Origin of the sequence: Paenibacillus sp. FSL H7-0942 (assembly GCF_045040715.1) — a bacterium.
Classification (GTDB): domain Bacteria; phylum Bacillota; class Bacilli; order Paenibacillales; family Paenibacillaceae; genus Paenibacillus; species Paenibacillus amylolyticus.
This window is the reverse complement of sequence record NZ_CP150279.1, coordinates 4,843,049-4,867,198: the sequence shown is the minus strand read 5'-3', so window position 1 is coordinate 4,867,198 and position 24,150 is coordinate 4,843,049. Positions and strand designations below refer to the sequence as shown.

At 45.7% G+C, this 24,150-nt stretch carries 24 protein-coding genes; 22 read left to right on the top strand and 2 right to left on the bottom strand.

Features of this window, described 5'->3' with window-relative positions; all coding sequences use genetic code 11:
* The first annotated feature begins 309 nt into the window (after window positions 1–309).
* A complete protein-coding gene (locus tag MHI48_RS21695) occupies window positions 310–654 on the top strand; it encodes a hypothetical protein (RefSeq protein WP_036674796.1) in 345 nt (114 codons plus the stop codon).
* Between the two features lie 779 nt (window positions 655–1,433).
* Here the strand turns inward: MHI48_RS21695 and MHI48_RS21690 are convergent.
* Together MHI48_RS21690 and MHI48_RS21685 are read right to left on the bottom strand one after the other, a co-directional pair.
* The gene (locus tag MHI48_RS21690) at window positions 1,434–2,567 is read right to left on the bottom strand and encodes a bifunctional cystathionine gamma-lyase/homocysteine desulfhydrase (RefSeq protein ID WP_076328106.1); all 1,134 of its coding nucleotides are present in this window, start codon (window positions 2,565–2,567) and stop codon (window positions 1,434–1,436) included.
* A 1-nt stretch (window position 2,568) separates the two neighbouring features.
* On the bottom strand, window positions 2,569–3,519 hold the full coding sequence (locus tag MHI48_RS21685; RefSeq protein WP_405141723.1) for a PLP-dependent cysteine synthase family protein: 951 nt from the start codon (window positions 3,517–3,519) through the stop codon (window positions 2,569–2,571).
* A gap of 220 nt (window positions 3,520–3,739) precedes the next feature.
* Between MHI48_RS21685 and MHI48_RS21680 the strand changes: the two genes are divergently transcribed.
* The 21 genes from MHI48_RS21680 to rpoD all read left to right on the top strand — a co-directional run bounded on the left by MHI48_RS21680 (window position 3,740) and on the right by rpoD (window position 23,998).
* Entirely contained in the window at window positions 3,740–4,099 is a 360-nt protein-coding gene (locus MHI48_RS21680) for a histidine triad nucleotide-binding protein (RefSeq protein WP_024628477.1), read from the top strand.
* 232 nt (window positions 4,100–4,331) lie between these two features.
* Window positions 4,332–4,505: a 30S ribosomal protein S21 gene (gene rpsU / locus MHI48_RS21675; RefSeq protein WP_005547957.1), complete on the top strand. Its 174-nt coding sequence runs from the start codon at window positions 4,332–4,334 to the stop codon at window positions 4,503–4,505.
* A gap of 15 nt (window positions 4,506–4,520) precedes the next feature.
* Complete coding sequence (locus MHI48_RS21670; RefSeq protein WP_017687237.1) at window positions 4,521–4,964, top strand: GatB/YqeY domain-containing protein; 444 nt, start codon at window positions 4,521–4,523, stop codon at window positions 4,962–4,964.
* A gap of 282 nt (window positions 4,965–5,246) precedes the next feature.
* A complete protein-coding gene (locus MHI48_RS21665) occupies window positions 5,247–6,569 on the top strand; it encodes a nodulation protein NfeD (RefSeq protein WP_051447387.1) in 1,323 nt (440 codons plus the stop codon).
* Window positions 6,570–6,727: 158 nt separating this feature from the next.
* Window positions 6,728–7,738: a flotillin-like protein FloA gene (gene floA, locus MHI48_RS21660; RefSeq protein WP_036615045.1), complete on the top strand. Its 1,011-nt coding sequence runs from the start codon at window positions 6,728–6,730 to the stop codon at window positions 7,736–7,738.
* A 13-nt stretch (window positions 7,739–7,751) separates the two neighbouring features.
* The gene (locus MHI48_RS21655; protein ID WP_076318858.1) at window positions 7,752–8,351 is read left to right on the top strand and encodes a hypothetical protein; all 600 of its coding nucleotides are present in this window, start codon (window positions 7,752–7,754) and stop codon (window positions 8,349–8,351) included.
* A gap of 180 nt (window positions 8,352–8,531) precedes the next feature.
* Window positions 8,532–8,825 carry a sporulation protein YqfC gene (yqfC, locus tag MHI48_RS21650; protein WP_076318859.1) on the top strand — a complete coding sequence of 98 codons (294 nt, stop codon included), beginning with the start codon at window positions 8,532–8,534 and terminating at the stop codon, window positions 8,823–8,825.
* Window positions 8,822–10,015, top strand: coding sequence for a sporulation protein YqfD (gene yqfD / locus MHI48_RS21645; RefSeq protein ID WP_076318860.1), 1,194 nt, complete (start codon window positions 8,822–8,824; stop codon window positions 10,013–10,015). Before yqfC ends, yqfD begins: the two co-directional genes overlap by 4 nt.
* Window positions 10,016–10,021: 6 nt before the next feature.
* The gene (locus MHI48_RS21640) at window positions 10,022–10,993 is read left to right on the top strand and encodes a PhoH family protein (RefSeq protein ID WP_017687243.1); all 972 of its coding nucleotides are present in this window, start codon (window positions 10,022–10,024) and stop codon (window positions 10,991–10,993) included.
* Between the two features lie 16 nt (window positions 10,994–11,009).
* Entirely contained in the window at window positions 11,010–13,259 is a 2,250-nt protein-coding gene (locus MHI48_RS21635) for an HD family phosphohydrolase (protein ID WP_036615038.1), read from the top strand.
* Window positions 13,260–13,374: 115 nt separating this feature from the next.
* Window positions 13,375–13,872 (top strand): rRNA maturation RNase YbeY, encoded by a 498-nt coding sequence (ybeY, locus tag MHI48_RS21630; RefSeq protein ID WP_036674804.1) that lies wholly within the window; start codon window positions 13,375–13,377, stop codon window positions 13,870–13,872.
* Window positions 13,872–14,243 carry a diacylglycerol kinase family protein gene (locus tag MHI48_RS21625; protein WP_017687246.1) on the top strand — a complete coding sequence of 124 codons (372 nt, stop codon included), beginning with the start codon at window positions 13,872–13,874 and terminating at the stop codon, window positions 14,241–14,243. The genes ybeY and MHI48_RS21625 overlap by 1 nt, the downstream gene beginning before the upstream one ends.
* 257 nt (window positions 14,244–14,500) lie before the next feature.
* Complete coding sequence (locus MHI48_RS21620; protein WP_036615035.1) at window positions 14,501–14,914, top strand: cytidine deaminase; 414 nt, start codon at window positions 14,501–14,503, stop codon at window positions 14,912–14,914.
* A gap of 39 nt (window positions 14,915–14,953) precedes the next feature.
* Window positions 14,954–15,853 (top strand): GTPase Era, encoded by a 900-nt coding sequence (era, locus tag MHI48_RS21615; protein WP_017687248.1) that lies wholly within the window; start codon window positions 14,954–14,956, stop codon window positions 15,851–15,853.
* A 104-nt stretch (window positions 15,854–15,957) separates the two neighbouring features.
* Window positions 15,958–16,098 carry a YqzL family protein gene (locus tag MHI48_RS21610; protein WP_074095877.1) on the top strand — a complete coding sequence of 47 codons (141 nt, stop codon included), beginning with the start codon at window positions 15,958–15,960 and terminating at the stop codon, window positions 16,096–16,098.
* A gap of 33 nt (window positions 16,099–16,131) precedes the next feature.
* On the top strand, window positions 16,132–16,884 hold the full coding sequence (gene recO / locus MHI48_RS21605; RefSeq protein ID WP_047843778.1) for a DNA repair protein RecO: 753 nt from the start codon (window positions 16,132–16,134) through the stop codon (window positions 16,882–16,884).
* Between the two features lie 410 nt (window positions 16,885–17,294).
* Window positions 17,295–18,182: a glycine--tRNA ligase subunit alpha gene (gene glyQ / locus MHI48_RS21600; protein WP_017687252.1), complete on the top strand. Its 888-nt coding sequence runs from the start codon at window positions 17,295–17,297 to the stop codon at window positions 18,180–18,182.
* The gene (gene glyS / locus MHI48_RS21595; protein ID WP_076328104.1) at window positions 18,175–20,250 is read left to right on the top strand and encodes a glycine--tRNA ligase subunit beta; all 2,076 of its coding nucleotides are present in this window, start codon (window positions 18,175–18,177) and stop codon (window positions 20,248–20,250) included. Before glyQ ends, glyS begins: the two co-directional genes overlap by 8 nt.
* Window positions 20,251–20,479: 229 nt before the next feature.
* Entirely contained in the window at window positions 20,480–20,947 is a 468-nt protein-coding gene (locus MHI48_RS21590) for a YaiI/YqxD family protein (protein ID WP_017687254.1), read from the top strand.
* Between the two features lie 47 nt (window positions 20,948–20,994).
* Complete coding sequence (gene dnaG / locus MHI48_RS21585) at window positions 20,995–22,815, top strand: DNA primase (protein ID WP_036615029.1); 1,821 nt, start codon at window positions 20,995–20,997, stop codon at window positions 22,813–22,815.
* A gap of 43 nt (window positions 22,816–22,858) precedes the next feature.
* Window positions 22,859–23,998 (top strand): RNA polymerase sigma factor RpoD, encoded by a 1,140-nt coding sequence (gene rpoD / locus MHI48_RS21580; RefSeq protein ID WP_017687256.1) that lies wholly within the window; start codon window positions 22,859–22,861, stop codon window positions 23,996–23,998.
* The last annotated feature ends 152 nt before the right edge of the window (window positions 23,999–24,150 follow it).

The following is a 24,150-nucleotide window of genomic DNA, read 5'->3' as shown; positions in this document are numbered from 1 at the left end:
ACGATTACGGAATGTTATTTTTGTGAAAATATTTCTTTTCTTGCTTTTATAACATAGCGGAGTGAGTTACATCACAGATACAGGTTCATCCCACTGTTATACTACAGTTAAGCCGACAAACTTTATTTAAGTACCCCGGCGGACATCTGATCAGGACGTTTCCTGAATAGATGTCCGCGCAGCAGACTTCCAAGGAAGCCGCTCACGGGGTGCTTCTTTTTTTGTGTTTTCTCATCAGTAGTGTCAATTCGCCCAGTTCTGAATACCATGAAAAGGTGATCAAGAGCTGAATCAGGGAGGCGTTGGCAAGTGGAAAAAGTGGAAGCGAAGAAAATATGTAAGGAACACATGCACCGTTATGTATGTGTACAGATGAATGATGGTATGCACTACGATGGCATTATGGAAAATGTGGATGACGAAATGATTTACCTGGCTGTTCCGGTTGGACCGGAAGCCATGGTGAATCATGCGAACTGGGCTCCAAATGCAATGCCTGGAGCAAACTATCCAATAGGTCATACTCGCGGATTTTATCCAGGTTACGGCTACCCTACGCCTTATCCGTATTATGGTTATGGCCGTAGACGTTTTAACCGACTGGTGCTCCCGTTATTTGCGCTTACAGCATTAACCCTTTTACCGTACTATTGAGATTAGAAAAAACAGTCATAACTGCAAGTGACACATTTTTATGTACCCTATGGGCATCCTATGAAAATCTTGAAAATAACAAGCTGAGGATGGATGTTTCATTCATGGTACCGTACAGCATGAAATAGAGAGGTCTTATCACATATGTAGTCTCAGCCTGATGTATCGCAACAGTCATTGCAATACAACGGGCAACATACCGAATATCTAAAAAGGTCATGCCTGTGCAGAAGCGAACTTCTGTAAGGTATGACCTTTTTTTAAACCTAATTAGTGTAAGAGCGAAGAAAAACGGGTAGCACATAACGTGTATTCAAACTTGCTGAAAGCAGAACCTGACCTGAACGTGTACGCAGCAGCAATCGGTGTACTGCATCCTGAATATGCGAGAACGTTTCTATGTGCGAGCTAACGATCAAGACACCGCATAGCTTTAATTCTCTATTCCATAAAAAGCTTCGCTTCGTGTGGAATCGATGCTGTTCTCTTGCCCGCGGTTGGAGGAGCGGAGCATGATGTGAGCGCTGACGAATCTGAGGCATCTTATTCAAGCCTTTGAAGCGCCCGCAGAATTTTAAGGAATCTGATACACGTTATAACCGAATAAACAGCCGCTTTCAGCATTTTTTTGAGTTATTTCGGGAAATAACGTGCCTGATGTTCCTTATAATTTCAAATGAGAGCCTGAACATCAAATAAGACGTCCTTGTTCCTTGGAAAATCGTCCATCGCTCACTACTCCTTCTCCAAGATCAGCCAGCATGGACTTCAAAATGCCCTTAATTTAATGCAGATTTCAAATCCTCAAGTAAATCTTCAACATCCTCGATCCCAACGGAGATCCGAATCAAACCATCCGTGATCCCCAATTCTTGCCGACGTTCATAGGGAATGGAAGCATGTGTCATTCGGGCAGGGACAGAAATTAAACTTTCCACCGCGCCCAGACTTTCAGCCAATGTGAAATAACGGATTTTGCTTAACACGTCATTTACTTTTTCAGCACTGCCTACATCAAAGGAAACCATACCGCCATATCCTCTCGCTTGCGTGGAAGCAAGCTTATGCTGTGGATGATCGGGTAACCCGGGATAATAAACTTTGCTTACTGCTGGATGTTGATTCAAAAATGTCACAAGCTGCTCTGTATTGCGTTCTTGCGCTTCCATCCGTAATCCCAATGTTTTAAGACCTCGCATTAATAGCCAGGAATCCATAGGGCCCAGGACTGCGCCAATTGCATTTTGAATAAAATGCAGATCTTCACCAAGTTGCTCGCTGTTGACAACCGCAAGTCCTGCCACGACATCGCTATGACCGCCGATGTATTTCGTTGCAGAATGCAATACAATATCCGCTCCCAGAGCCAGCGGGGTCTGCCAATAAGGCGTACTAAACGTGTTGTCCACAATGAATAACAATTCATGTTGTTTTGACCATTTCGCTACAGCAGTAATATCGGTGACCTTGAGTAACGGATTGGTAGGTGTTTCTACATAAATGGCCTTTGTATTGGATTGCAAAGCCTGCTCCAGTGCTTGTAGTGAGGTGGTATCTACAAAGGTAGACTCGATCCCCAGACGATTCAGCACCTTGGTGAAAATGCGGTAAGTCCCGCCGTATACGTCATCCGTCAGAATGACGTGATCTCCAGTTTTCAACAGAGATAGTACAGCGTGAATTGCAGCCATGCCCGAACTAAAAGCAAAACCTCGAACGCCATCCTCCAGTTCTTTAATGACTTCTTCCAACGCATGACGGGTAGGGTTGCCTGTTCGTGAATACTCGTATCCTTTGTGTACGCCAACCGATTCTTGCTCATACGTGCTTACTTGATAGATCGGTACACTCACTGCTCCAGTGTGTGTATCACCAACAATACCTGCATGAATCAGCTTGGTTTTTGGTCTCATTTCATTGTCCTCCATTATAGATATTTTGGCTTAAATACCGTTCGCTGCTATCCGGGAAAATAACAACGATGTTACTTCCGGGAGCTGCGTGAACAGCTTCGTTTAATGCGGCTTGCATAGCTGCACCTGAGGAACTTCCTACCAGTAAGCCTTCCAACAAGGCCAGATCCTTTACCCGCTCAAAGGCATCTTCATCTGAGATCGTATGAATGGCATCAAAGTAACTCACATCCATAAAAGAAGATAACGTTTCGACCCCTATTCCTTCTGTACGATGTGGTCCCGATGGACCTCCTGTGAGTATCGAACCTTCGGGTTCTACGATACATGTTTTAATTAACGGTTTTTGCTCCTTCAAATAGCGAGATACTCCCATGAAAGTTCCGCCAGACCCGGCTCCGGCGACATATACATCCACCTGCCCGTTCAGATCACGCCAAATCTCAGGACCCAGATGTTCATAATGTGCGAGTGGGTTATCTGCATTGGAGAACTGACCTGGAATATACGAACCCGGTATTTCTTTCGCCAGCGATTCCGCCTTGCGTATGGCACCAGTGATTCCTTCGGATGTGGGTGTGTTGACGACCGTAGCACCAAGGGCTTTCATCAACTGCTGCTTCTCAACACTGAACTTCTGAGGTACCGTGAAAATGACCTTTAAATTCAGGCCTACAGCCGCCATTGCAAGACCAATTCCTGTGTTGCCTGCAGTAGCTTCGATCACCGTTCCACCTGGTTTAACATCTCCTCGTGCCAAGGCCTTCTCCAATAAAAACTTGCCGATCCGGTCTTTCACACTTCCTCCGGGATTCATGAATTCCAGTTTGGCGAACAGGCGGATTCCTTCCGGTAATGGATAACGAGTTAATTCAAGCAGAGGTGTATTACCTATAAGTTCCTGCACATGTTGATAAACGGTCAAATTAACCAATCTCCTTTTGTCTGTCATTAACCATACATATTTGTTTAATTGGGAAAAGTGCGTGATAAAACCATATTTCGATAAAAGAGCTTGGTATACATCCAATGTTGTATAGTGTTCGGCTCGATGATAGATGGAGAGTTGACCTAGAATACCTGGTTGTGTGTCTAAAGATTGGACGTGGGTTTTTACTTTTAGTATGATAGAGGGGAATACATACACTGGAATACAAAGGAGGGTATGAACTATGGATTGCTTATTTTGCAAAATTGTAGAGGGCAGCATTCCCTCCAATAAAGTACTGGAGAATGACCATGTTATCGTTTTTCATGACATCCAGCCCGCTGCACCGACACATGTTCTTGTCATTCCGAAGAAACATATTGCTTCCATGAATGAAGTTACTGCAGAAGATCTGCCATTGATCGGCGAGATTCATCTGGCTGCTCAAGAAGCGGCGAAGCGTCTTGGCGTGGAGGAAACAGGATATCGATTAATCAACAATTGTGGTAAGGATGGAGAACAAACCGTTCATCATCTGCATTACCATTTGTTGGGTGGTACCAGACTTGGCGTGTTAACAAGTCTGTCCGATTCTCACAAATAAACGAGCTAATGGGTACTACTATTGAGGATTTAGTCATATGCATTAAATCCACGAATGTGTGACCAAATGCTTATATAATGAATTCATTTCATAATACCTTTGAGTTATAAAATGGATTCAAATAAGTGATCATTACATTGAGGTTGACACCTTTATTATCTTTCGCCTATAATGTAAGATGATGAACCGTGTTATTGCTCTTGGACGGTCTGGTCGGAGGGAGGGAAAACTGGTGTCTGAAACTAAAGTTCGCAAAAACGAGACTATTGATGCTGCACTTCGTCGTTTTAAACGCTCCATCGCTAAAGATGGCGTATTGGCTGAGGTGAAGAAACGTAAGCATTATGAGAAGCCAAGCGTAAAGCGCAAGAAAAAGTCCGAGGCTGCTCGTAAGAGAAAGTTTTAGGAGGATTTTAATTACATGAATCTTAGCGAACGATTGAACGAAGATATGAAGCAAGCGATGAAGAGTAAGGACAAGTTCAGACTCTCCAACATTCGGTTGATTCGTTCGACGATCAAGAATCTTGAAATAGATTTGAAAAGAGATTTGGATGACAACGAAGTGCTTGATATCCTGAGTCGTGAAATCAAACAGCGCAAAGATGCCCTCCAAGAATTTGACAAAGCGGGCCGTGAAGATCTCGCGGCAAATGCAAAAGCGGAAATTGAAGTACTCATCCAGTACCTTCCCACACAGCTTACCGAAGAAGAAATTAAAGTTATTGTACAGCAGACCATCCAGGAAACCGGTGCTTCTTCGAAAGCCGAGATGGGGAAAGTCATGGCGGCCCTTATGCCGAAAGTTAAAGGCAAAGCGGACGGCAAACTGGTAAATCAAGCAGTTCAACAATTTCTGCAATAAAGCAAATCAATAAACACCTTCTGACTTGTCAGGAGGTGTTTTTTCCATTTATCAGAAGGCATCATGTCCTTGGGATGACGAAATTTCTTTTTAATGGTTAATATATATTATTATGGATTTTTATTCTTGCAATTGATTGAGTTTTCAAATATAATTTTAAGATTTTGAAACGAAATGTTGCATTGCACGTAATAAATACCATAAGCTGGACAGTATAACATTAATGGAAAAGGGGGGACTATTGTGAAGGGAAAGCGCCGGAAGAAGCTTACGGGGCCATTGATGCTCTTAATGCTGCTGACGCTGTTGCTTCCTGTCTGGATTGGATCACCGTCAGCGCATGCAGCTGAGAAGAGTGGTGCCGTATATATTATTCCGGTTGATAAACCAATCGAGCAGGGACTTGGCAAGTTCATGGAACGCGGGTTCAAGCAAGCAGAAGAGATGAATGCTGGCCTGATCGTTCTTGATATCAATACGCCGGGAGGCCGTGTCGACACTGCAGAAGCATTAGGTACCCTAATTAAGGACAGTCCGATTGAGACTGTTGCATTTGTTCGTGGAGATGCTGCTTCAGCAGGGAGTTTTCTGGCTCTGAATGCAGATAAGATCGTAATGTCACCAGGCAGTATGATTGGTGCGGCAGCAATGGTCGACAGTACGGGTAAACATGTTGATGATCCAAAGCTTGTTGCATTCTGGAAAAGCAAAATGCAGGGAGCGGCTGAAATCAGTGGTCGTGATGGCAAGATTGCAGCTGGAATGACGGATGTTAACATCGTTGTTGAAATGCCAGAGATCAATAAAACCAAGCAAAAAGGTGAAATTATTGCTCTCTCGGCTGAAGAAGCGCTGAAAGTTGGTTATGCCGACCACATCAGTAACACACCGGAAGAAGCGGCAGCTTGGGCAGGTTACAGTCAAGATGACGTATTTAAGGTAGAACGAACAACAGCGGAGAATATTTCCTCTTTTCTTACTAATCCGGTTGTTATGACTGTGTTATTGTTCCTCGGAATCGCGGGTGTGATCATTGAATTGATTGTTCCTGGTTTTGGAGTTCCTGGTATTGTAGGTATCGTGTGTTTCGTGTTGTATTTCTCGGGTAATTACATTGCGGGATTTGCCGGAGCAGAGACATGGGTGCTATTTACCGTCGGACTCATCATGATGATTCTGGAGATGTTTATTCCGAGCTTTGGTATTCTGGGGATTTTGGGATCAATTGCGCTTGTGGCCGGTGTTGTAAGGGCTGCTTATGATACGAGTGATGCATTTGTATCTCTAGGTATCGCTTTTGGAGCAGCACTGGTAGTCATTGCGATCATCTCAATTATCTTTAAGGATCGAGGGATATGGAATCGCTTCATACTGAGTGATAGCATGTCTGCGGATCGGGGTTATTCATCAGCCACAGAACGTAAAGAGCTGGTTGGTCTGCAAGGAATCAGTCTGACACCACTTCGTCCTTCTGGAACAGCGATGTTTGAAGGGGAACGAATTGACGTTGTGACCGACGGAGATTTTATTCCCATCGATACTCCGATTATTGTGATTAAAGCGGAAGGTACCCGGATTGTGGTTCAGCAAGCTTTGCCGGTGTAACTCGCTCTGTTGTCGAAGCGGATTAACGCTTCGGCAATGTACATAACCACGTAGCTGAAGCTGCCAGCAAGGTGGTGCATTCTTTCATTTAGCAGCGGACTCAAGAGTGTATTCTCAAATATTTTTATCAAATTCAAATTGCAAATGGAGGAAATTAAATGGACACATCTATGATTACGATTTTGCTCATTGCGGTAGTAGGTATTATCGTATTGAGCGTATTCTTCAGCTTTTTCCCGGTTATGCTCTGGGTTTCAGCGATTGCATCCGGCGTACGCGTAAGTATTATTACACTGGTAGCGATGAGACTGAGACGTGTAACGCCTAGCCGTATCGTTAATCCAATGATTAAAGCAACTAAAGCTGGTCTTAAACTTTCAATGAACCAACTGGAAAGTCACTTCTTGGCCGGTGGTAACGTTGACCGTGTTGTAAACGCTCTGATTGCTGCACAACGTGCCAACATTCCACTCGAATTTGAACGTGCTGCTGCGATTGACCTCGCAGGTCGTGACGTATTACAAGCCGTACAGATGAGTGTTAACCCACGAGTTATCGAAACACCGATTGTCTCTGCGGTTGCCAAAGATGGTATTGAAGTTAAAGTTAGAGCACGGGTTACGGTTCGTGCCAACATTGATCGTCTCGTCGGTGGTGCTGGTGAAGAAACGATCATCGCCCGTGTTGGTGAAGGTATCGTAAGTACGAACGGTTCCTCCAATTCTCACAAAGACGTCCTGGAAAATCCGGATCTGATCTCTCGTACTGTATTGTCCAAAGGTCTGGATGCTGGTACTGCTTTTGAAATCCTGTCCATTGATATTGCGGACGTTGATGTAGGTAAAAACATTGGTGCCTTCTTGCAAACAGAGCAAGCAGAAGCTGACAAACGTATCGCTCAGGCAAAAGCCGAAGAGCGTCGCGCAATGGCCGTAGCCCAAGAGCAAGAGATGAAAGCACGCGTAGTGGAAATGAGAGCACGCGTTGTTGAATCCGAGTCCCAAGTACCTTTGGCAATGGCTGAGGCACTTCGTAACGGTAAAATCGGTGTGATGGATTATATGAACCTGAAGAACATTGAAGCGGATACTCAAATGCGCAACACATTGGGAAAACCTGGTGAAGGTTCGAATTCCAACGATCAGGGTGATTCCAAAAACGGAAGATAGGCGGTGAGTGCATATGGGCCTATTTGAATGGATTTTTGATAATTTGTATATTGTGGCCGTCATCGGTTTTGCACTCTTCTCCTTCTTGGGGAAAGCTGCCAAATCGGCTGATCCGAACAAAAAGCGTCCTGCCAACGGGATGCCTACATTTGGAGGCAGTGGTGATTCAGGCCGGGATGAACGTTCAAGAGACAATTCATCTCCGCAGCAGTCTTCCGGACCTACAGACCCCCGCTATGATGAACAGTATGATGATCGGTATGATGACGTGCAATATGAGAATCAGTATGATGAGCCGTATTCGGAGCCTGCTGCATCTTCTCGCCCCGCAACTGACTACAGAAGTGAGGGCACGATGAGTGCGATGGCAAATTCACTTGAGGAACAGATGAGAGGCATGGAAGAACAGCAACGTTTGATCGAAGAACGCTTGAATCGCATCTCTTCTGCGAATCGGCCAGTTGTGTCTGATTCCAGTTGGGATGAGACCAGCAGCGATGGATCGGGAGCGTCTCCGCTTCGTCCGGCAGACATTCGCACAGGTGTCCTGTGGGCAGAAGTACTGGGTTCCCCTCGTTCCAAGCAACCGTTTGGTACAAGAGGAAAACTGTAAACAAGTCAATTTATTGGACGGAAATAAAGCCGTCTCTGGTGAGCATAAAGCCGCCGGAGACGGCTTTTTCTGTGTTCTATCCTTTTTTCTCAACATTCGTCCCTAACACGCCCCGGAATTTTCATAAATTCATGAATCTGCGCATAAGTTGAACTGTAGAGGAAGGGGGAAGACCTTCGAATGACCCGGATCAGCCGCAAGCTGCGCAGATGGACCAGTGAAGTGTTGGATCTGCCGCAGGATGTGCTTTATGATATGCCACGGTTAACCCTGATCGGCAGTAAGCAACTGTATATAGAGAACCATCGCGGTGTCATCCATTTCACGCCGGATCGTATCGTGTTGGCTCTTTCCCAAGGCCAGTTAGAGATCAAAGGAACTGCCTTGGTGATACGTAATATTTTGCCGGATGAAGTAGCTGTCGAAGGAAGGATTCTGGATATTCATATGAATGGAGTGGAGGGGAACGGATGAAGCAGCCCAGTCTGTACAAACTGCGGGGAGCAGTCCGAATAACGGTCACTGGGGGAGACATTGAAACATTAATCAACACGGTGGCAGAGCAGGGACTGGAAGTTTGGGACCTGCGTGCTCACGATGGACGCGTGGCAGAGATGAATATTCTGCTGCCGCATTTTTTCAGGTTGCGTCCTGTGTTGAAACGGACAGGCTGCAGGGTGAAAGTAACCCATCGCAGCGGTTTCCCCTTTTTTGCGGCCCGATTATTGCGGAGGAAGTTCTTTCTTGGGGGTATGCTGTTTTTTGTGGCAGCTTTGTTTGCGTTGTCGTCCATGGTATGGAGTGTGGAGGTCAAGGGTAACGTCACCATTCCCACCGACGAGGTGCTTGCAGCAGCGAAGAAAGAGGGCATATATCCTTTGCAATGGGGGTTCCGTCTGCAAAGCCAAGACAAGCTCTCCAGGCAGCTTGCACTCGCTCTGCCGGATGTAACCTGGATTGGCGTGAGCAAAGAGGGGACAACCATTACCATTCAGGTCGTAGAATCTGCCCAACCAAAGCGCGAACCATTACTGAACCCCAGACATCTGATCAGTAAGTCAGATGCTGTGGTCACTCAAATCTATGCGGAGCAGGGACGCCCTGTTGTTCAGAAGGACATGCGTGTCAAAAAGGGTCAGGTATTGATCTCAGGGATTCTCGGGGATGAGGAGAACACCAAAACAATCGTTGCCAAAGGCGAAGTTCGTGGTCTGGTATGGCGTGAGTATCAGGTAGAGGTTCCGCTAGTGCAAAAACATAATACAATGACAGGTGAGAGCAAAGAACGTTTTTACATGGTACTGGGGAATTGGGCGATTCAACTGTGGGGGTACGGAAGTACACCGTTCAGTTCATTTGATACCGAGAGTAATCATAAACCATTAACGTGGCGATCCTTTACACTTCCTATGGGTTGGCTGACAGAGAAAGATCTGGAGACCCGAGAGCATGAGCAACAACAGACGATAGAATGGGCCAGAACGAAAGGATTGGAAGGAGCAAGGAACGATATTATCGCCAAAAACGGCAAAGGAACAAAAATTATAAGTGAAAAAATTTTGCATGAGAAGAAAGAGAATGGTAAAGTTTATATGAAAGTCTTATTTGAAGTAGAAGAAAGCATTGCGGAAGAACTTCCGCTAGTCCATAGTCAAGGAGAATGAGGATATTTGTCAGAGCAAACACGCAGCATACAAATCTCCCTCCAGAGTGCGGGAGAGGGCCAATCTCTTTTTGGACCCCAAGATACTTTTCTTAAACTGATTGAATCCGAGATTCCCGCCCAGATTGCATCCCGTGAAGCGGAGATTGTGATTTTTGGCAACGCACAGCAGGTGGAATCGCTTGAACAATTATTTGATGTGTTACTGCAATTGATACGCAATGGATATGTGTTAACCGAGAGAGATGTGAAGTATGCGATTGAACTTGCCAAGGATATGCGGGCAGACCAGCTATTGGATCTGTTCAAGGGCGAGATTACGACGACATATCGAGGTAAACCAATCCGTGTTAAAACCATTGGACAGAAGCACTATGTAACTACAATTAAAAAACGTGATATTGTATTTGGCATTGGTCCTGCCGGTACGGGTAAAACCTACCTTGCTGTTGTACTGGCTGTTGCCGCGATTAAAGAAGGTAGCGTCAAACGCATTGTACTCACACGGCCTGCTGTTGAAGCGGGAGAGAGTCTTGGATTTTTGCCAGGTGATCTTCAGGAGAAGGTAGACCCTTATCTGAGACCACTGTACGATGCCCTATATGACGTTATGGGACAGGAACAGACCGCTAAGGCACTGGAGCGAGGGTTAATCGAAATCGCGCCACTCGCCTACATGCGGGGGCGTACGCTGGATGACTCCTTCATCATTCTGGATGAAGCACAGAACACAACGCCGGAACAGATGAAGATGTTTCTAACCCGTCTTGGTTTTGGCTCCAAAATGGTCATCACCGGAGACGTGACACAGATTGATTTACCGCGTGGTAAGAAATCCGGGCTTGTGGAAGCGAATACGATCTTGAATGAAGTTAACGAGATTGGATTTGTCTATTTTGCCGAGCAAGATGTTGTACGGCATTCCCTTGTCCAGAAAATTATCGTGGCTTACAACCACGCCGCAGAAAATCAAGCATAGAAAGGGATTGTCTAAAGTGACCTCGAAGGAACCGTCAAAAGGCAAATCTTTTCAGAATAAGGCTACAGGATGGAAGTATAGCGTGTGGGCACGCTATCTTCTGTTTTTGTTTCTGGTGATTCTTTTCTACGTCAGTCTGGCTTCCAAACTGCTCCCTGAGCGCTATGATATTCAGGAAGGGACACGGAGTGAAGTGGACATTGCTGCGCCCATGCAGATTCCGAATAACAAGGCCACACTCAAAGCACAGGAAGAAGCTGCTGAACGGGTACAGCCGATATTTCAGATTGTCCAGTTGCGAAACGAAAATTTGATGACTACCCTGCTTGATCGTGTAGATCGATTAAATCAGGATGATCAGATTTCAAGTCAGGATAAGATTGATATTTATCGGGATGAAATTCCACAGCGCCAGAAGGATTTTGTGACCAACTATATCAATAATAATCGGAAAGCCGGTACATACTCCGAGACTCTTTTGGAAGAAATCAGAAATGTGGTACAGGAGCAAAGCTACCGTATTCCCGAAGAAACTTACATCAAAATCTCGCGTCTGACATCGGATGATATCCAGGAGATGAAACCGGTTGCGAGGGATATTGTTGCCCGGTTAATGACGGATCAGATCAGCGATGCAACCACTGCTCGTGCCAAAGTAGCCGAGATGGTGAGTGTCAGCTCTCTTGGTAAGCGTACGCAACGTGAGGTCGTGCAAGAGCTTGCTCGCCTTGTGGTGACCGCGAACCGCTTCTACGATGAAGAGGGAACTAAGGAAGCCAAAGTACAGGCGCGTGAGAACACGCAAACCGTCTTTATCAAGCAAGGGGACACATTAGTTGCCAAGGGTGAGATGATCACCCCGGAGATGTATACTTTGCTGGGTGAGAATGATTTGCTGAAAAATGAAGTGAACTACTGGCCGCAGCTTGGACTTCTTATGTTTTCCTGCCTGTTGTCAGCAGCCATTCTGATGTATATTCAGCAAGGCAGCGGAACACATTTTAAGTATAATAATGCCCAGCTGTTGATGCTTGTTCTCATTTTTATTATTACGATTGTGGTTATGCATGTGACGGCGATTATCCAGACCAATGAGAGGTCTTATGTTGGCTTCCTTGCACCTGTTGCGGTAGGAGCGATGTTAATTGCCTTGTTACTGGATACCTCGCTTGCCTTTGTATGTTCGATTTTGATCGGTATGTTGTCCAGCATTATTTTGAATACACATCAGGGTCAACTTTTTGACTTCGAACTAGGTTTCTTTGCTGTATTGGTTTCATTTGTTGCGATCTTCGCAACTCATAAGGCTAGCCAGCGATCAACGATCCTGAAAGGGGCCATTATGGTCTGTCTGTTCGGGTCCATAGCCGTCTTCACCTTGGCTTTGATTGACTCGGGAGATTGGAATCGAACCACGACACTGTATGGCGTTGGGTTTGCATTTGCTGGTGGCGTGCTGACTGCCATACTGGTCATTGGGCTGATGCCATTTTTCGAAACTTCATTTGGCATTTTATCAGCGCTCAAACTGGTAGAACTATCTAATCCGAACCATCCGCTTCTTCGCAAGTTGCTGACGGAGACACCGGGTACCTATCATCACAGCGTTATGGTAGGGAATCTGTCCGAAGCAGCAGCAGAAGCCATAGGAGCTAACGGATTGCTATGCCGAGTCGGTTCGTATTATCATGATATTGGCAAGACGAAGCGGCCCATCTATTTTATTGAAAATCAGAACAATATGGAGAATCCACATGATTCAATTGATCCTAAACTGAGCAAATCCATTATCGTTGCCCATGCGCGCGATGGGGTGGAAATGCAGAAGGATTACAAGCTGCCCAGACCTATTCGGGATATTGCGGAACAGCATCACGGCACGACATTTCTCCACTATTTCTATCACAAAGCACTGCGCCAGGCGGAAGAAGCAGGCGTTGAGCCTGATTTCACGGAAGAAGATTTCCGTTACCCTGGGCCGAAGGCTCAGTCCAAGGAATCGGCTATTGTTGGCATTGCTGATAGTGTAGAGGCTGCTGTGAGATCTTTGCGCAAACCGACAGTGGAACAAGTGGAGTCCATGATTGAGAAGATTATTAAAGGACGATTGGACGATCATCAATTCAATGATTGTGACCTTACGATGCGTGAACTGGATATCGTCGCCAGAACATTGAAGGAAACGGTGATGGGTATCTTCCACTCCAGGATCGAATATCCGGAGGAAATTAAGAAACCAAAGCCAACTTCACCCGAAGCAGGCTAATTCAATAATAGTTCGTGTTCAAAAAGGCCGGTTTTCAGTACCGAGAAGATGGGATGAAGCTAGAAATGCTTTTTTTGAACAACCTCTAATATGAGCAGACAGGAGTTATGAAAGAATGAGTCTTAACCTGGCATGGAATAATGAACAACAGGACAAAGAAATTACAGAACCGATGATTGCAATGCTGGAACAATTGCTGAATCTCGCAGGAGAAGCGGAAGGTGTTGCAGACGGGGAAGTGGCTCTGACTTTTGTGAATGATGAGCAGATTCATGAGTTGAACCGTGATTATCGCGGCATTGACCGTCCTACGGATGTACTGTCTTTTGCGATGAACGAAACGGTGGATGAAGAACTAGATATTATCTATGAGCTGGACGAAGATGAAGAAATGGAAGAAATGCCGGATGTTCTTGGAGACATCATCATTTCCGTACCACGGACCATCCTGCAAAGTGAAGAGTATGGACACTCATTTGAACGTGAACTTGGTTTTCTGTTTGTCCATGGTTTCTTGCACCTGCTCGGATACGACCATCAGGATGAAGCGAGTGAGGCTGAAATGATGGGCAAACAAGAAGCGGTATTGGCCCAGGCCGGGTTGACACGATAATGAAAAGACGCTCCTGGGGTCTGGTATTCCGCAATGCTGCGGAAGGAATCGCATATGGGTTGCGGACTCAGCGTAATGTGAGAGTTCACACGGGAGTGGCTATTTTGATGTGTGTAGCCGGCTTTTTTTTCAGAATCTCAAGAACGGATTGGATGTTTGTGCTGACCGCTGTCTTTTTGGTCCTGGTGACTGAATTGATGAACACGGCTGTAGAGGCAGCGGTTGACTTGGCACACCCCCATATCCATCCGCTGGCAAAAGCGGCAAAGGATACCGCGGCCGGGGCAGTTTTGCTGGCTGCGGTATTCGCTGTCATCATCGGTTGTATCGTTTTCATTAAGCCGGTGATGAGCTGGCTAGGTTTGTACTGATTTTGTTTTAACCTTGTTTTGATTCGATTTTAATACTACACACTAATATAAATTTACTTGATGCAAACACGATAACGGAGAGGTCAGAAAAAACCTAAAGAAACGGAGTGTGCGCCTTTATCCCCGGATTTTCCCTTATTAAAAGGGATTAAAAAAATCTGGGGATAACAGCGCTCGGAAGGTTGTTCTGACAGCGGAGTGTCCAGTGTAAATGCACTAGTTTGATTTTATATTGCACCCTAAGGGAGAGAATATGAATGGATAACGGTTTGTTAATGCAAGAAGCAATTAAGGCACGCACGAAGGCGTACACGCCATACTCCCATTTTGGTGTAGGCGCGGCTTTGCTTGACAGTGAAGGTCATGTGCATCATGGTTGTAATATTGAGAATGCTGCGTATACACCAGGTAACTGTGCTGAGCGTACAGCGATGTTTAGTGCCATTGCAGGTGGTCAGAAGCCTCGCAGCTTCACAGCGATTGCCATTGTGGGAGACACGGATGGTCCGATTGCTCCATGTGGCGTATGTCGTCAGGTCATGTACGAACTGTGTGAACCCGATATGAAAGTCATCTTGGGGAATTTGAAAGGTGATCTGCAAGAGACCACCGTTGCTGAACTGTTACCTTGGGCTTTTGGGCCTTCTGATCTGAATTCTGCCAAAAAATAAACCAATACATTCCAGGCCTAGGCGCCTGAGGAGGAACATATGAAAAAACAAAAATTCAAATCCGGTTTTGTAGCCATTATCGGACGTCCTAACGTTGGTAAATCCACTTTGATGAACCAAGTCATCGGACAGAAAATTGCAATTATGTCGGACAAGCCGCAAACAACCCGTAATAAAATTCACGGTGTATATACATCGGACAATCAACAGATCGTTTTTCTGGATACACCAGGGATTCATAAACGTCAGTCCAAATTAGGCGATTATATGAACCAGACCGCTTTGAACACACTGAGTGAAGTAGAAGCAGCCTTATTCTTGATTGATGCTTCCGAAGGAATGGGCGGTGGTGACCGCTATATTGCGGAACAGCTGAAAAATATCCGTACGCCTGTCATTCTCGTTATGAACAAAATTGACAAAATTGAGCCGGAAGCGCTGTTACCACTTATTGAAGAGTATCGCAAATTACACGATTTCGCTGAAATTGTGCCTGTGTCTGCCAAGCATGGCAATAATGTCAGCACATTACTGGAACAGCTCGGCAAGTATTTGCCAGAAGGTCCACAGTACTATCCTGATGACCAAGTTACTGACCATCCGGAGCAGTTTGTATGTGCCGAGTTGATTCGTGAGAAAATTCTGCAAATGACTCGTGAAGAAGTGCCTCACTCCATTGCTGTAACGATCGAAGATATGAAAGTACAGGATAATGGTGTCGTTTATATCTCAGCCGTCATTTTTGTGGAACGTGATTCCCAAAAAGGGATCATTATCGGCAAGCAAGGTGCCCTTCTGAAAGAAGTGGGTAAACGAGCTCGACACGACATTCAGAATTTGCTTGGCTCCAAAATTTTCATGGACCTGTGGGTTAAAGTGAAAAAAGACTGGAGAAATCAGGATCGGGTTCTGCGTGACCTTGGCTTTGGCCGTGACTGATCGTCGGAATTGTATCCAGTAATTGCAACACATAGTTTACCTTGCAAGACTCCATCCTATTTGGTAGATGCAGACGTCATTTCCGAAGAGAGGATGAAATTCCGATGCGAGATTTTTCGTGGAAGGTTTTTGCGATGACGGGGGATGTGGAGTCCTATTTGTTATATACCGAGGCGTGTAACTCGTTAGGACAGGAGTCGGATAATGCAAGGGAAGTGATTGAAGATGAAGAAGCCGAAGGATAACTGGCTGATTCGGGAATGGTTAGGTGACGAGGCATGCTATACAGGGTGGAAGGGATTGTCATCCGCAGCATGGACTACGGCGAAGGGAACAAAATCATTACACTTTGCACCGAAAGCGGCGGGAAAGTAGGGGTACTCGTCCGCGGTGCCAAAAAGCCCAAGAGCCGACATGCTGCACTGGTGCAGCCGTTTACGTATGGTCAATATGTATATTTTCGCAATACGGGTCTAGGCACGCTGAACGCTGGAGAAATTGTTGAATCCTATCATGAGTTGCGTGAAGATCTGGTCAAGGCCTCTTATGCCTCTTATGCGTGTGAACTATTGGATCGGGTGCTTCAGGATGAGGAAACAGGTACATTTTGGTTCAAACAGTTAAAGGCGTGTTTGCAGGCGTTGAAGGAAGAGAAAGATCCGGTTGTTATTACAAGTCTGTACGAAATGAAAATATTACAGGCATCCGGATATGGTCCACAGTTCGATGAGTGCATCTCCTGCAACCAGGAGCGACCAGATGAGCAGTTGTTTATAAGTCCCAGACTTGGTGGCGTCTTGTGTCGAGCATGCAAACATTTTGATCCTCCAGCGATGTCAGTTAGTCCAAAGGCTTTGAAGTTGTTGCGTTTGTTCGCACAGTTGGATCTGCAGCGCTTGGGGAATATATCAGTGAGTGAATCTACCCGTGATGAGATCAAAAAGTTGATGCGTGCTTTTATGGATCATCAGCTTGGTCTGAATCTTAAATCCCGTTCTTTCCTCGATCAGATGGAGAAGTACGGGATTTGAGGCGTTTTGGTGGAAGTGAAACTATATCTTGACTTCATACTAGATTTTATATATTATGAAATATAATTTCTCTTTATGAGACATGCATTGAACGAGAAAGTAAAAGACTGGATTTATTACATTTATGGAGACAAGTCGTTGTATAACACTTGGGAATCATGAATGAGCGAGTCGGGGATGGTGGGAGCCTGGCTGAATCGGTTTTTGAAACGGCACTCGGGAGCATGAATGGACACGGAAAAGTGGGCTGGAACGAACAGGATCATCTTGTTTGATCTAAGCCAAGTAGGGTGGAACCGCGGGAATAGCTCTCGTCCCTACGTCTGTACAACAGGCGTAGGACGGGGGCTATTTATTGTTGTCTTCACCGTCCTAAGCTTGCTAACAAACCATTGAAAAGGAGCATGATTATGAATTTTCAGCAGATGATTCTAACGCTGCAACAATTCTGGGCCGAGCATAACTGTATTATTGTCCAGCCATACGATACGGAAAAAGGGGCAGGTACGATGAACCCGATGACCTTTTTGCGTTCGCTTGGACCCGAACCTTGGAAAGTGGCCTATGTGGAGCCTTCCCGTCGTCCTTCGGACGGACGTTATGGTGAGAACCCTAACCGGCTGTACCAGCATCATCAGTTCCAGGTAATTATCAAGCCTTCACCGGACAATATTCAGGAAATTTACCTGGAAAGTCTGAAACGTCTGGGCATTGATCCGCTCAAACATGATATTCGGTTTGTTGAAGATAACTGGGAGAATCCTTCCCTTGGTTGTGCAGGTCTTGGTTGGGAAGTATGGTTGGACGGAATGGAAATCACACAATTTACGTATTTCCAACAGGTCGGTGGAATCGAGACAAATCCGGTAGCTGTTGAAATTACGTATGGTATGGAGCGTTTGGCTTCTTACATTCAGGATAAAGAGAATGTTTTTGATCTGGAATGGGTGGAAGGCATCACTTATGGTGATGTATTCCGTCAGCCAGAATTCGAACACTCTAAATATACGTTTGAAGTATCTGATGTCAAAATGCTGTTTACACTTTTCAACATGCATGAAGAAGAAGCAAACAAGGCCATGGCGCAGCATCTGGTATTCCCGGCATATGACTATGTGCTGAAATGTTCCCACACGTTCAACCTGTTGGATGCACGTGGAGCCATCAGTGTAACGGAACGTACGGGTTACATCACACGTGTTCGTAATCTGGCTCGCCAAGTCGCTGCAACATATATGGAAGAGCGTGAGAAGCTAGGCTTCCCGCTGATCAAGAAAGGGGGAGCCGAGCATGTCTAAGGATCTATTGTTCGAAATCGGGTTGGAAGAAGTACCTGCACGCTTTATGCGCGCAGCAATCGCACAGCTGCAAGAGCGTGTCGTGAAATGGCTTGACGCATCCCGCATTGCTTATGGTGAAGTGAATGCATATGCTACACCGCGCCGTCTGGCTGTTTTGATTCACAATGTGGCTGAAAAGCAGGAAGATATCGAGGAAGAAGTGAAAGGTCCTTCACGCAAAATTGCCCAGGACGACAGTGGCAATTGGAGCAAGGCTGCACTCGGATTCGCCCGCAGTCAAGGTGTTGAACCGGACCAGTTCACGTTTAAGGAACTGAACGGTGTCGAATATATCTATGCAACAAAGAGCAGCAAAGGTGTGGAGACGGCTTCTGTAGTTGGCGAAGGATTACTTTCTGTATTACATGCCATGACGTTCCCAAAATTCATGCGTTGGGCTTCCTATGATTTCAAATTTGTACGTCCAATTCGCTGGATTGTGGCTATGCTCGGCAGTGAGGTTATCGATCTGGAAGTGACAGGTGTTAAGTCGGGTAATGTAACTCGCGGACATCGTTTCCTCGGTAAGGAGGCTGTGATTTCCACTCCGTCTTCATACGTGGAAGTGTTGCGTTCCGAACATGTCATTGCTGATATCCAGGAACGTGAACAGATGATTGTATCCCAGATTCAGGCACTGGCTGCGGAGAAAAAATGGGATATTGCGATTAAGGAAGACTTGCTGGAGGAAGTTCTGTTCCTGGTGGAAACACCTACCGTATTGTTCGGGACATTTGACTCTTCATTCTTGAACATTCCACAAGAAGTATTGATTACTTCCATGCGTGAGCATCAGCGTTATTTCCCTGTACTGGACAATGAAGGACAATTGTTGCCATTCTTCGTGACGGTTCGTAACGGTGGAAGTGATTCATTGGACGTTATTGCCAGAGGGAATGAAAAAGTTCTGCGTGCACGTCTGTCTGATGCCAAGTTCTTCTATGAGGAAGATCAGAAGCTACAGATTAAGGATGCATTGTCGAAGCTGGAAAGTATCGTCTTCCAGGAAGAACTGGGAACGGTTGGAGATAAAGTGCGCCGTATTCGCAAGATTGCCGATGGAATTGCTGCCAAACTGCAAGTATCCGGTGATGTTGCTGAATCCGTTAGCCGCTCAGCAGATATCTGCAAATTCGATCTGGTGACACTGATGGTGGGAGAATTCCCGGAACTGCAAGGTGTGATGGGTGAGGATTACGCTCGTAAAGCTGGCGAAAAAGAAGAGGTAGCTAAAGCGGTATTCGAACACTATCAGCCACGTTTCGCTGGAGATCAATCCCCTGCTTCTCTTGTTGGTGCCATTGTGAGTGCTGCGGACAAAATGGATACAATCGTGGGTTGTTTCTCCATCAATATTATTCCAACGGGTTCACAGGATCCGTACGCGCTGCGCCGTCAGGCTGCAGGTATTGTACAGATTTTGCTGGATCACAAGCTTCCGCTGACATTGTCTGACGTGTTCGGAGTAGCACTTCAAGTACATGCCCAGATGAACCTGTTGAAACGTGCAGATGAAGAGGTTCGTAAAGATCTGCAAGACTTCTTTGGTCTTCGTGTGAAAAAATTGTTGTCCGAAACAGTTCGCTACGACGTAGTGGATGCCGTAATTTCTTCCGGATTCGATGATATCAGCGCTGTGGTTCCAAAAGGTGAAGCGTTGATGGCGGCTGTTATGACAGGAGACGCATTCAAAACAACGGTTGAATCGTTCAACCGTGTGGGTAATCTGGCGGCCAAAGCATCCAATGCTTCCGTACATCCAGAACTGTTCACAGAAGATGGAGAACGTCAGTTACATGAGGCATGGAGCAAAACGAATGCAGAATATCGTCAGGCGTTGACTCAGCATCATGCTGCTGAAGCACTGGCTATTGCATCTGCCTGGAAGGATGGTATTACCTCATTCTTCGATTCGGTCATGGTTATGGCAGAGGATGAAGCTGTTCGGGCGAATCGACTTGCCTTGCTTGCGGCTATTGATCGTGACTTGAAAGGATTTGCTGATTTTTCCAAGTTAGTTTGGTAATTGGGCGTATTTGAGGAGTCCTTTTCCACAGACTTGGCGCAAAGCTAAAATTCAGTATTAAAGAAGGATATATGAGGGTATAAATATACGGAACGGGTTGTGAAATGTATTTTTGACAACCGCTCCGTATTTTAGCCTTTGATTTCCCTCGTTCCGGCAGAAGGATTTTGCCTGGCCGGGGTCGTATATAACAATATGCAGCTATTTTATGAAACCGGGTGGTCTGGGTTTGAGTGAGTTAAATATACGCCACATTGTTGTGGATGGTGATGCTTGCCCGGTCAAAACCGAGATTGCGCAAACCGCTCGCCTTTTCAACATCCCCGTACTGTTAGTCTCTTCATTTGATCATTTGCTTCAAGGAGGAGAAGGGGTACGAACCGTGCAAGTGGATCGCAGTGATCAGAGCGCAGACCTGTATATTGCTAATCATATTAAGCCATATGATGTGGTTATCACTCAGGACTATGGACTTGCGGCACTTGCGCTTGGCAAACGTTGTTATGTTTTGTCCTTTCGTGGTCGTGAGTTCAACGATCGTGACATTGATTTCATGTTGGATTCTCGTCATACTGCGGCCAAAGCGCGAAAAAGAGGCCATTACGGGAAAGGCCCAAAGCCTTTCACAGAGCAGGATCGAGAAATGTTTCAACATAAACTGACAAAACTTTTAAAAGATTTGCAGGAGAATGTGTAAGTTTATCGAATTATATTTACGTGTTGAAGAGATGAAGGTGGCCAGAGATGAGTACCGGACAAGGCGGTATACCCGAAAGTATTATTGAATCGGTGTTACAGCAGAATGATATTGTCGATACGGTGAGCCGATTTGTGCATCTGACCAAACAGGGGAAGTATATGAAAGGCCTCTGTCCTTTTCATTCCGAGAAGACGCCTTCGTTCACCGTTACACCTGAGAAACAAATTTTCTACTGCTACGGTTGCGGCACGGGTGGAAATGCCATCAAATTCAGGATGGAAATCGAAGGGTTATCCTTTCCCGAGGCTGTCAAAACGATGGCGGAAGAAAGTCACATCTCTATGGGGGACTGGCAAGGGCGTGAATCTGCTCATGTGAATCCCGAGACTGAACGTCTGTTGGAGGCTTATGAGCTTACCGCGAAGCTGTATCATTTTTTGTTGAAAAATACGGAGCACGGCAAGTCAGCCATGGAGTATTTACGCTCAAGAGGTTTTGGCGACAAGTTGATTGACCAGTTCCAGATTGGTTTTGCACCAAATCGTTGGGACACACTGGTACAATTTCTTGAGAAACGTAACTATCCGCTCGAAGAGATGGAAAAGGGTGGACTTCTGTCACCGCGAAATGAAGGTCAGGGATATGTGGATCGATTCCGAGACCGGATTATGTTCCCGATTAATGGCAGGAGCGGTAAGCCGATTGCATTTGCAGGACGCATATTGGGAGATGGGCAACCGAAGTATCTAAATTCACCGGAAACCCGGTTATTTAACAAAAGCCGTGTTCTCTATAATCTGCATCATGCCAAAAATGCAATTCGCAAACAAAGACAAGCCATTTTGTTCGAGGGATATGGTGATGTCATCTCCGCATGGGATCAGGATATACAGAATGGTGTAGCGGCAATGGGCACTGCGTTAACCGAGAATCAGGCACTGATGCTCAAAGGGATGTGCGACGAAGTCATCATATGTTATGACGGCGACAGAGCAGGACAGGCTGCTGCACTCAAAAACTTCCCTATTCTTGAGGAAGCTGGATTGCAGGTCAAAGTGGCTCTCATTCCGGAGGGACTTGACCCGGATGATTTTATCCGGAAGCATGGTGGTGAACGGTTCCGAAACCAGATTGTGGACGGTGCCGTGACAACTACAAAATTTAAACTTATAAACTTAAAAAAAAGCCATATACTGCTAGAGGGTGGCGGACAAATCGCCTATTCGAAAGAAGCAGTAAAGTTGATCGCACCCTTACCTTCTCCAACAGAAAGGGAAGTGTATCTTCGTGAACTGGCTGCAGAAGTGGACGTATCCTTCGAAACATTGAAGCAGGAGTGTAATGAAGAACGGGAGGCGATGAAAAATAACCTCCAGTTTGGGGATAATAACCCGAAAAGGTGGAATAATGGTAGGCAACAAAATAGGCAGGTGCCCACACCCAATCTGTTGCCGGCTTACCACGCTGCTGAACGCAAACTGATCGCCTGGATGTTGCAGGATGATGAGGCTGCCCAGTACGTGAATGAGCATCTTGGTGAAGCTTTTAACTTGGATGATCATGCAGCTATTGCTGCTTATCTATATGCCTACTATGCGCAAGGCAAACCGTCGGATACAAGCCGTTTTATGTCTTCACTGCATGACGATCGCCTGGAAAAGACGGTTAGTTCAATCTCGATGATGGATGGTCCAGGTGAATGGAGTATTCAAATGCTCGATGATTGCATCAGGGAAGTGCTGAAGCATCCGCGTAAGAAAGAGTACGATTTGAAAAAAGAAGAAATGATTGCTGCAGAGCGGGCAGGTGATTCTGTACGCGCGGCACAGATTGCAATTGAAATGATTGCCCTAGAGAGACAGTGAACGTCTGATGATTAGATGTTTCTAGGGAGGAGGGAGTCGAATTATGGCGAATGATCAGCATACTGAACTAGAAACAGAATTGACACTGGATCAGGTTAAAGATCAATTGATTGAATCAGGTAAGAAAAGAGCTTCGCTGAATTACAAGGAAATTATAGAGAAACTCTCTCCTTTTGAGCAGGATGCAGAGCAAATGGATGAGTTCTATGAGCAACTGAGCGATCTGGGTATCGATGTAGTGAATGAAAATAATGAAGAGGTTACACTTCGTCCTAGTGAAGATTCCGAGAACAACACCAGAGAGGGAGAGGACGAATTCCACTTTGATGATGATCTGAGCTTGCCGCCAGGTATCAAAATCAATGACCCTGTCCGTATGTACCTCAAGGAAATTGGTCGTGTGCCACTGTTGTCGGCAGATGATGAAGTACAACTGGCTAAACGGATTGAGAACGGGGATGAAGAAGCCAAGCGTCGTCTGGCTGAAGCTAACTTACGACTCGTTGTCAGTATCGCCAAGCGTTACGTTGGACGTGGAATGTTGTTCCTTGATTTGATTCAGGAAGGTAATATGGGTCTGATCAAAGCGGTTGAGAAGTTCGACCACAAAAAAGGATACAAGTTCAGTACGTATGCAACATGGTGGATTCGCCAAGCGATCACTCGTGCTATTGCTGACCAGGCGCGTACAATTCGTATCCCTGTGCACATGGTGGAGACGATTAATAAGCTGATCCGGGTATCCCGTCAGCTGTTGCAGGAACTTGGGCGTGAACCGACACCAGAAGAAATCGCTGCTGAGATGGATCTGAGTGTAGAGAAAGTTCGTGAAATTACGAAGATTGCACAGGAACCAGTTTCTCTGGAAACACCGATTGGTGAGGAAGATGATTCCCATCTGGGTGACTTCATTGAGGATCAGGAAGCACTTGCTCCGGCGGATGCTGCTGCGTATGAGTTGCTGAAAGAACAGCTCGAAGATGTATTGGATACATTGACTGAACGTGAAGAGAACGTGCTTCGTCTACGTTTTGGTCTGGACGATGGACGGACGAGAACGCTGGAGGAAGTCGGCAAGGTATTTGGTGTTACGCGTGAGCGTATTCGTCAGATCGAAGCTAAGGCTCTTCGTAAGTTGCGTCACCCGAGTCGTAGTAAACGACTCAAGGATTTCCTCGAATAATCGAACTATGGGAGACTTTCCGCAAGACGCTTTAGCGGCGGCGGGGTCTCCTTTATTTTTAATTTAAACGTCTTGATTTCTTGGTTTTGGAAATTCATCCTTGAAATGTTTTATTGGATTTTATTTTATCGCTTTTCCTTGTTCAATGCAAA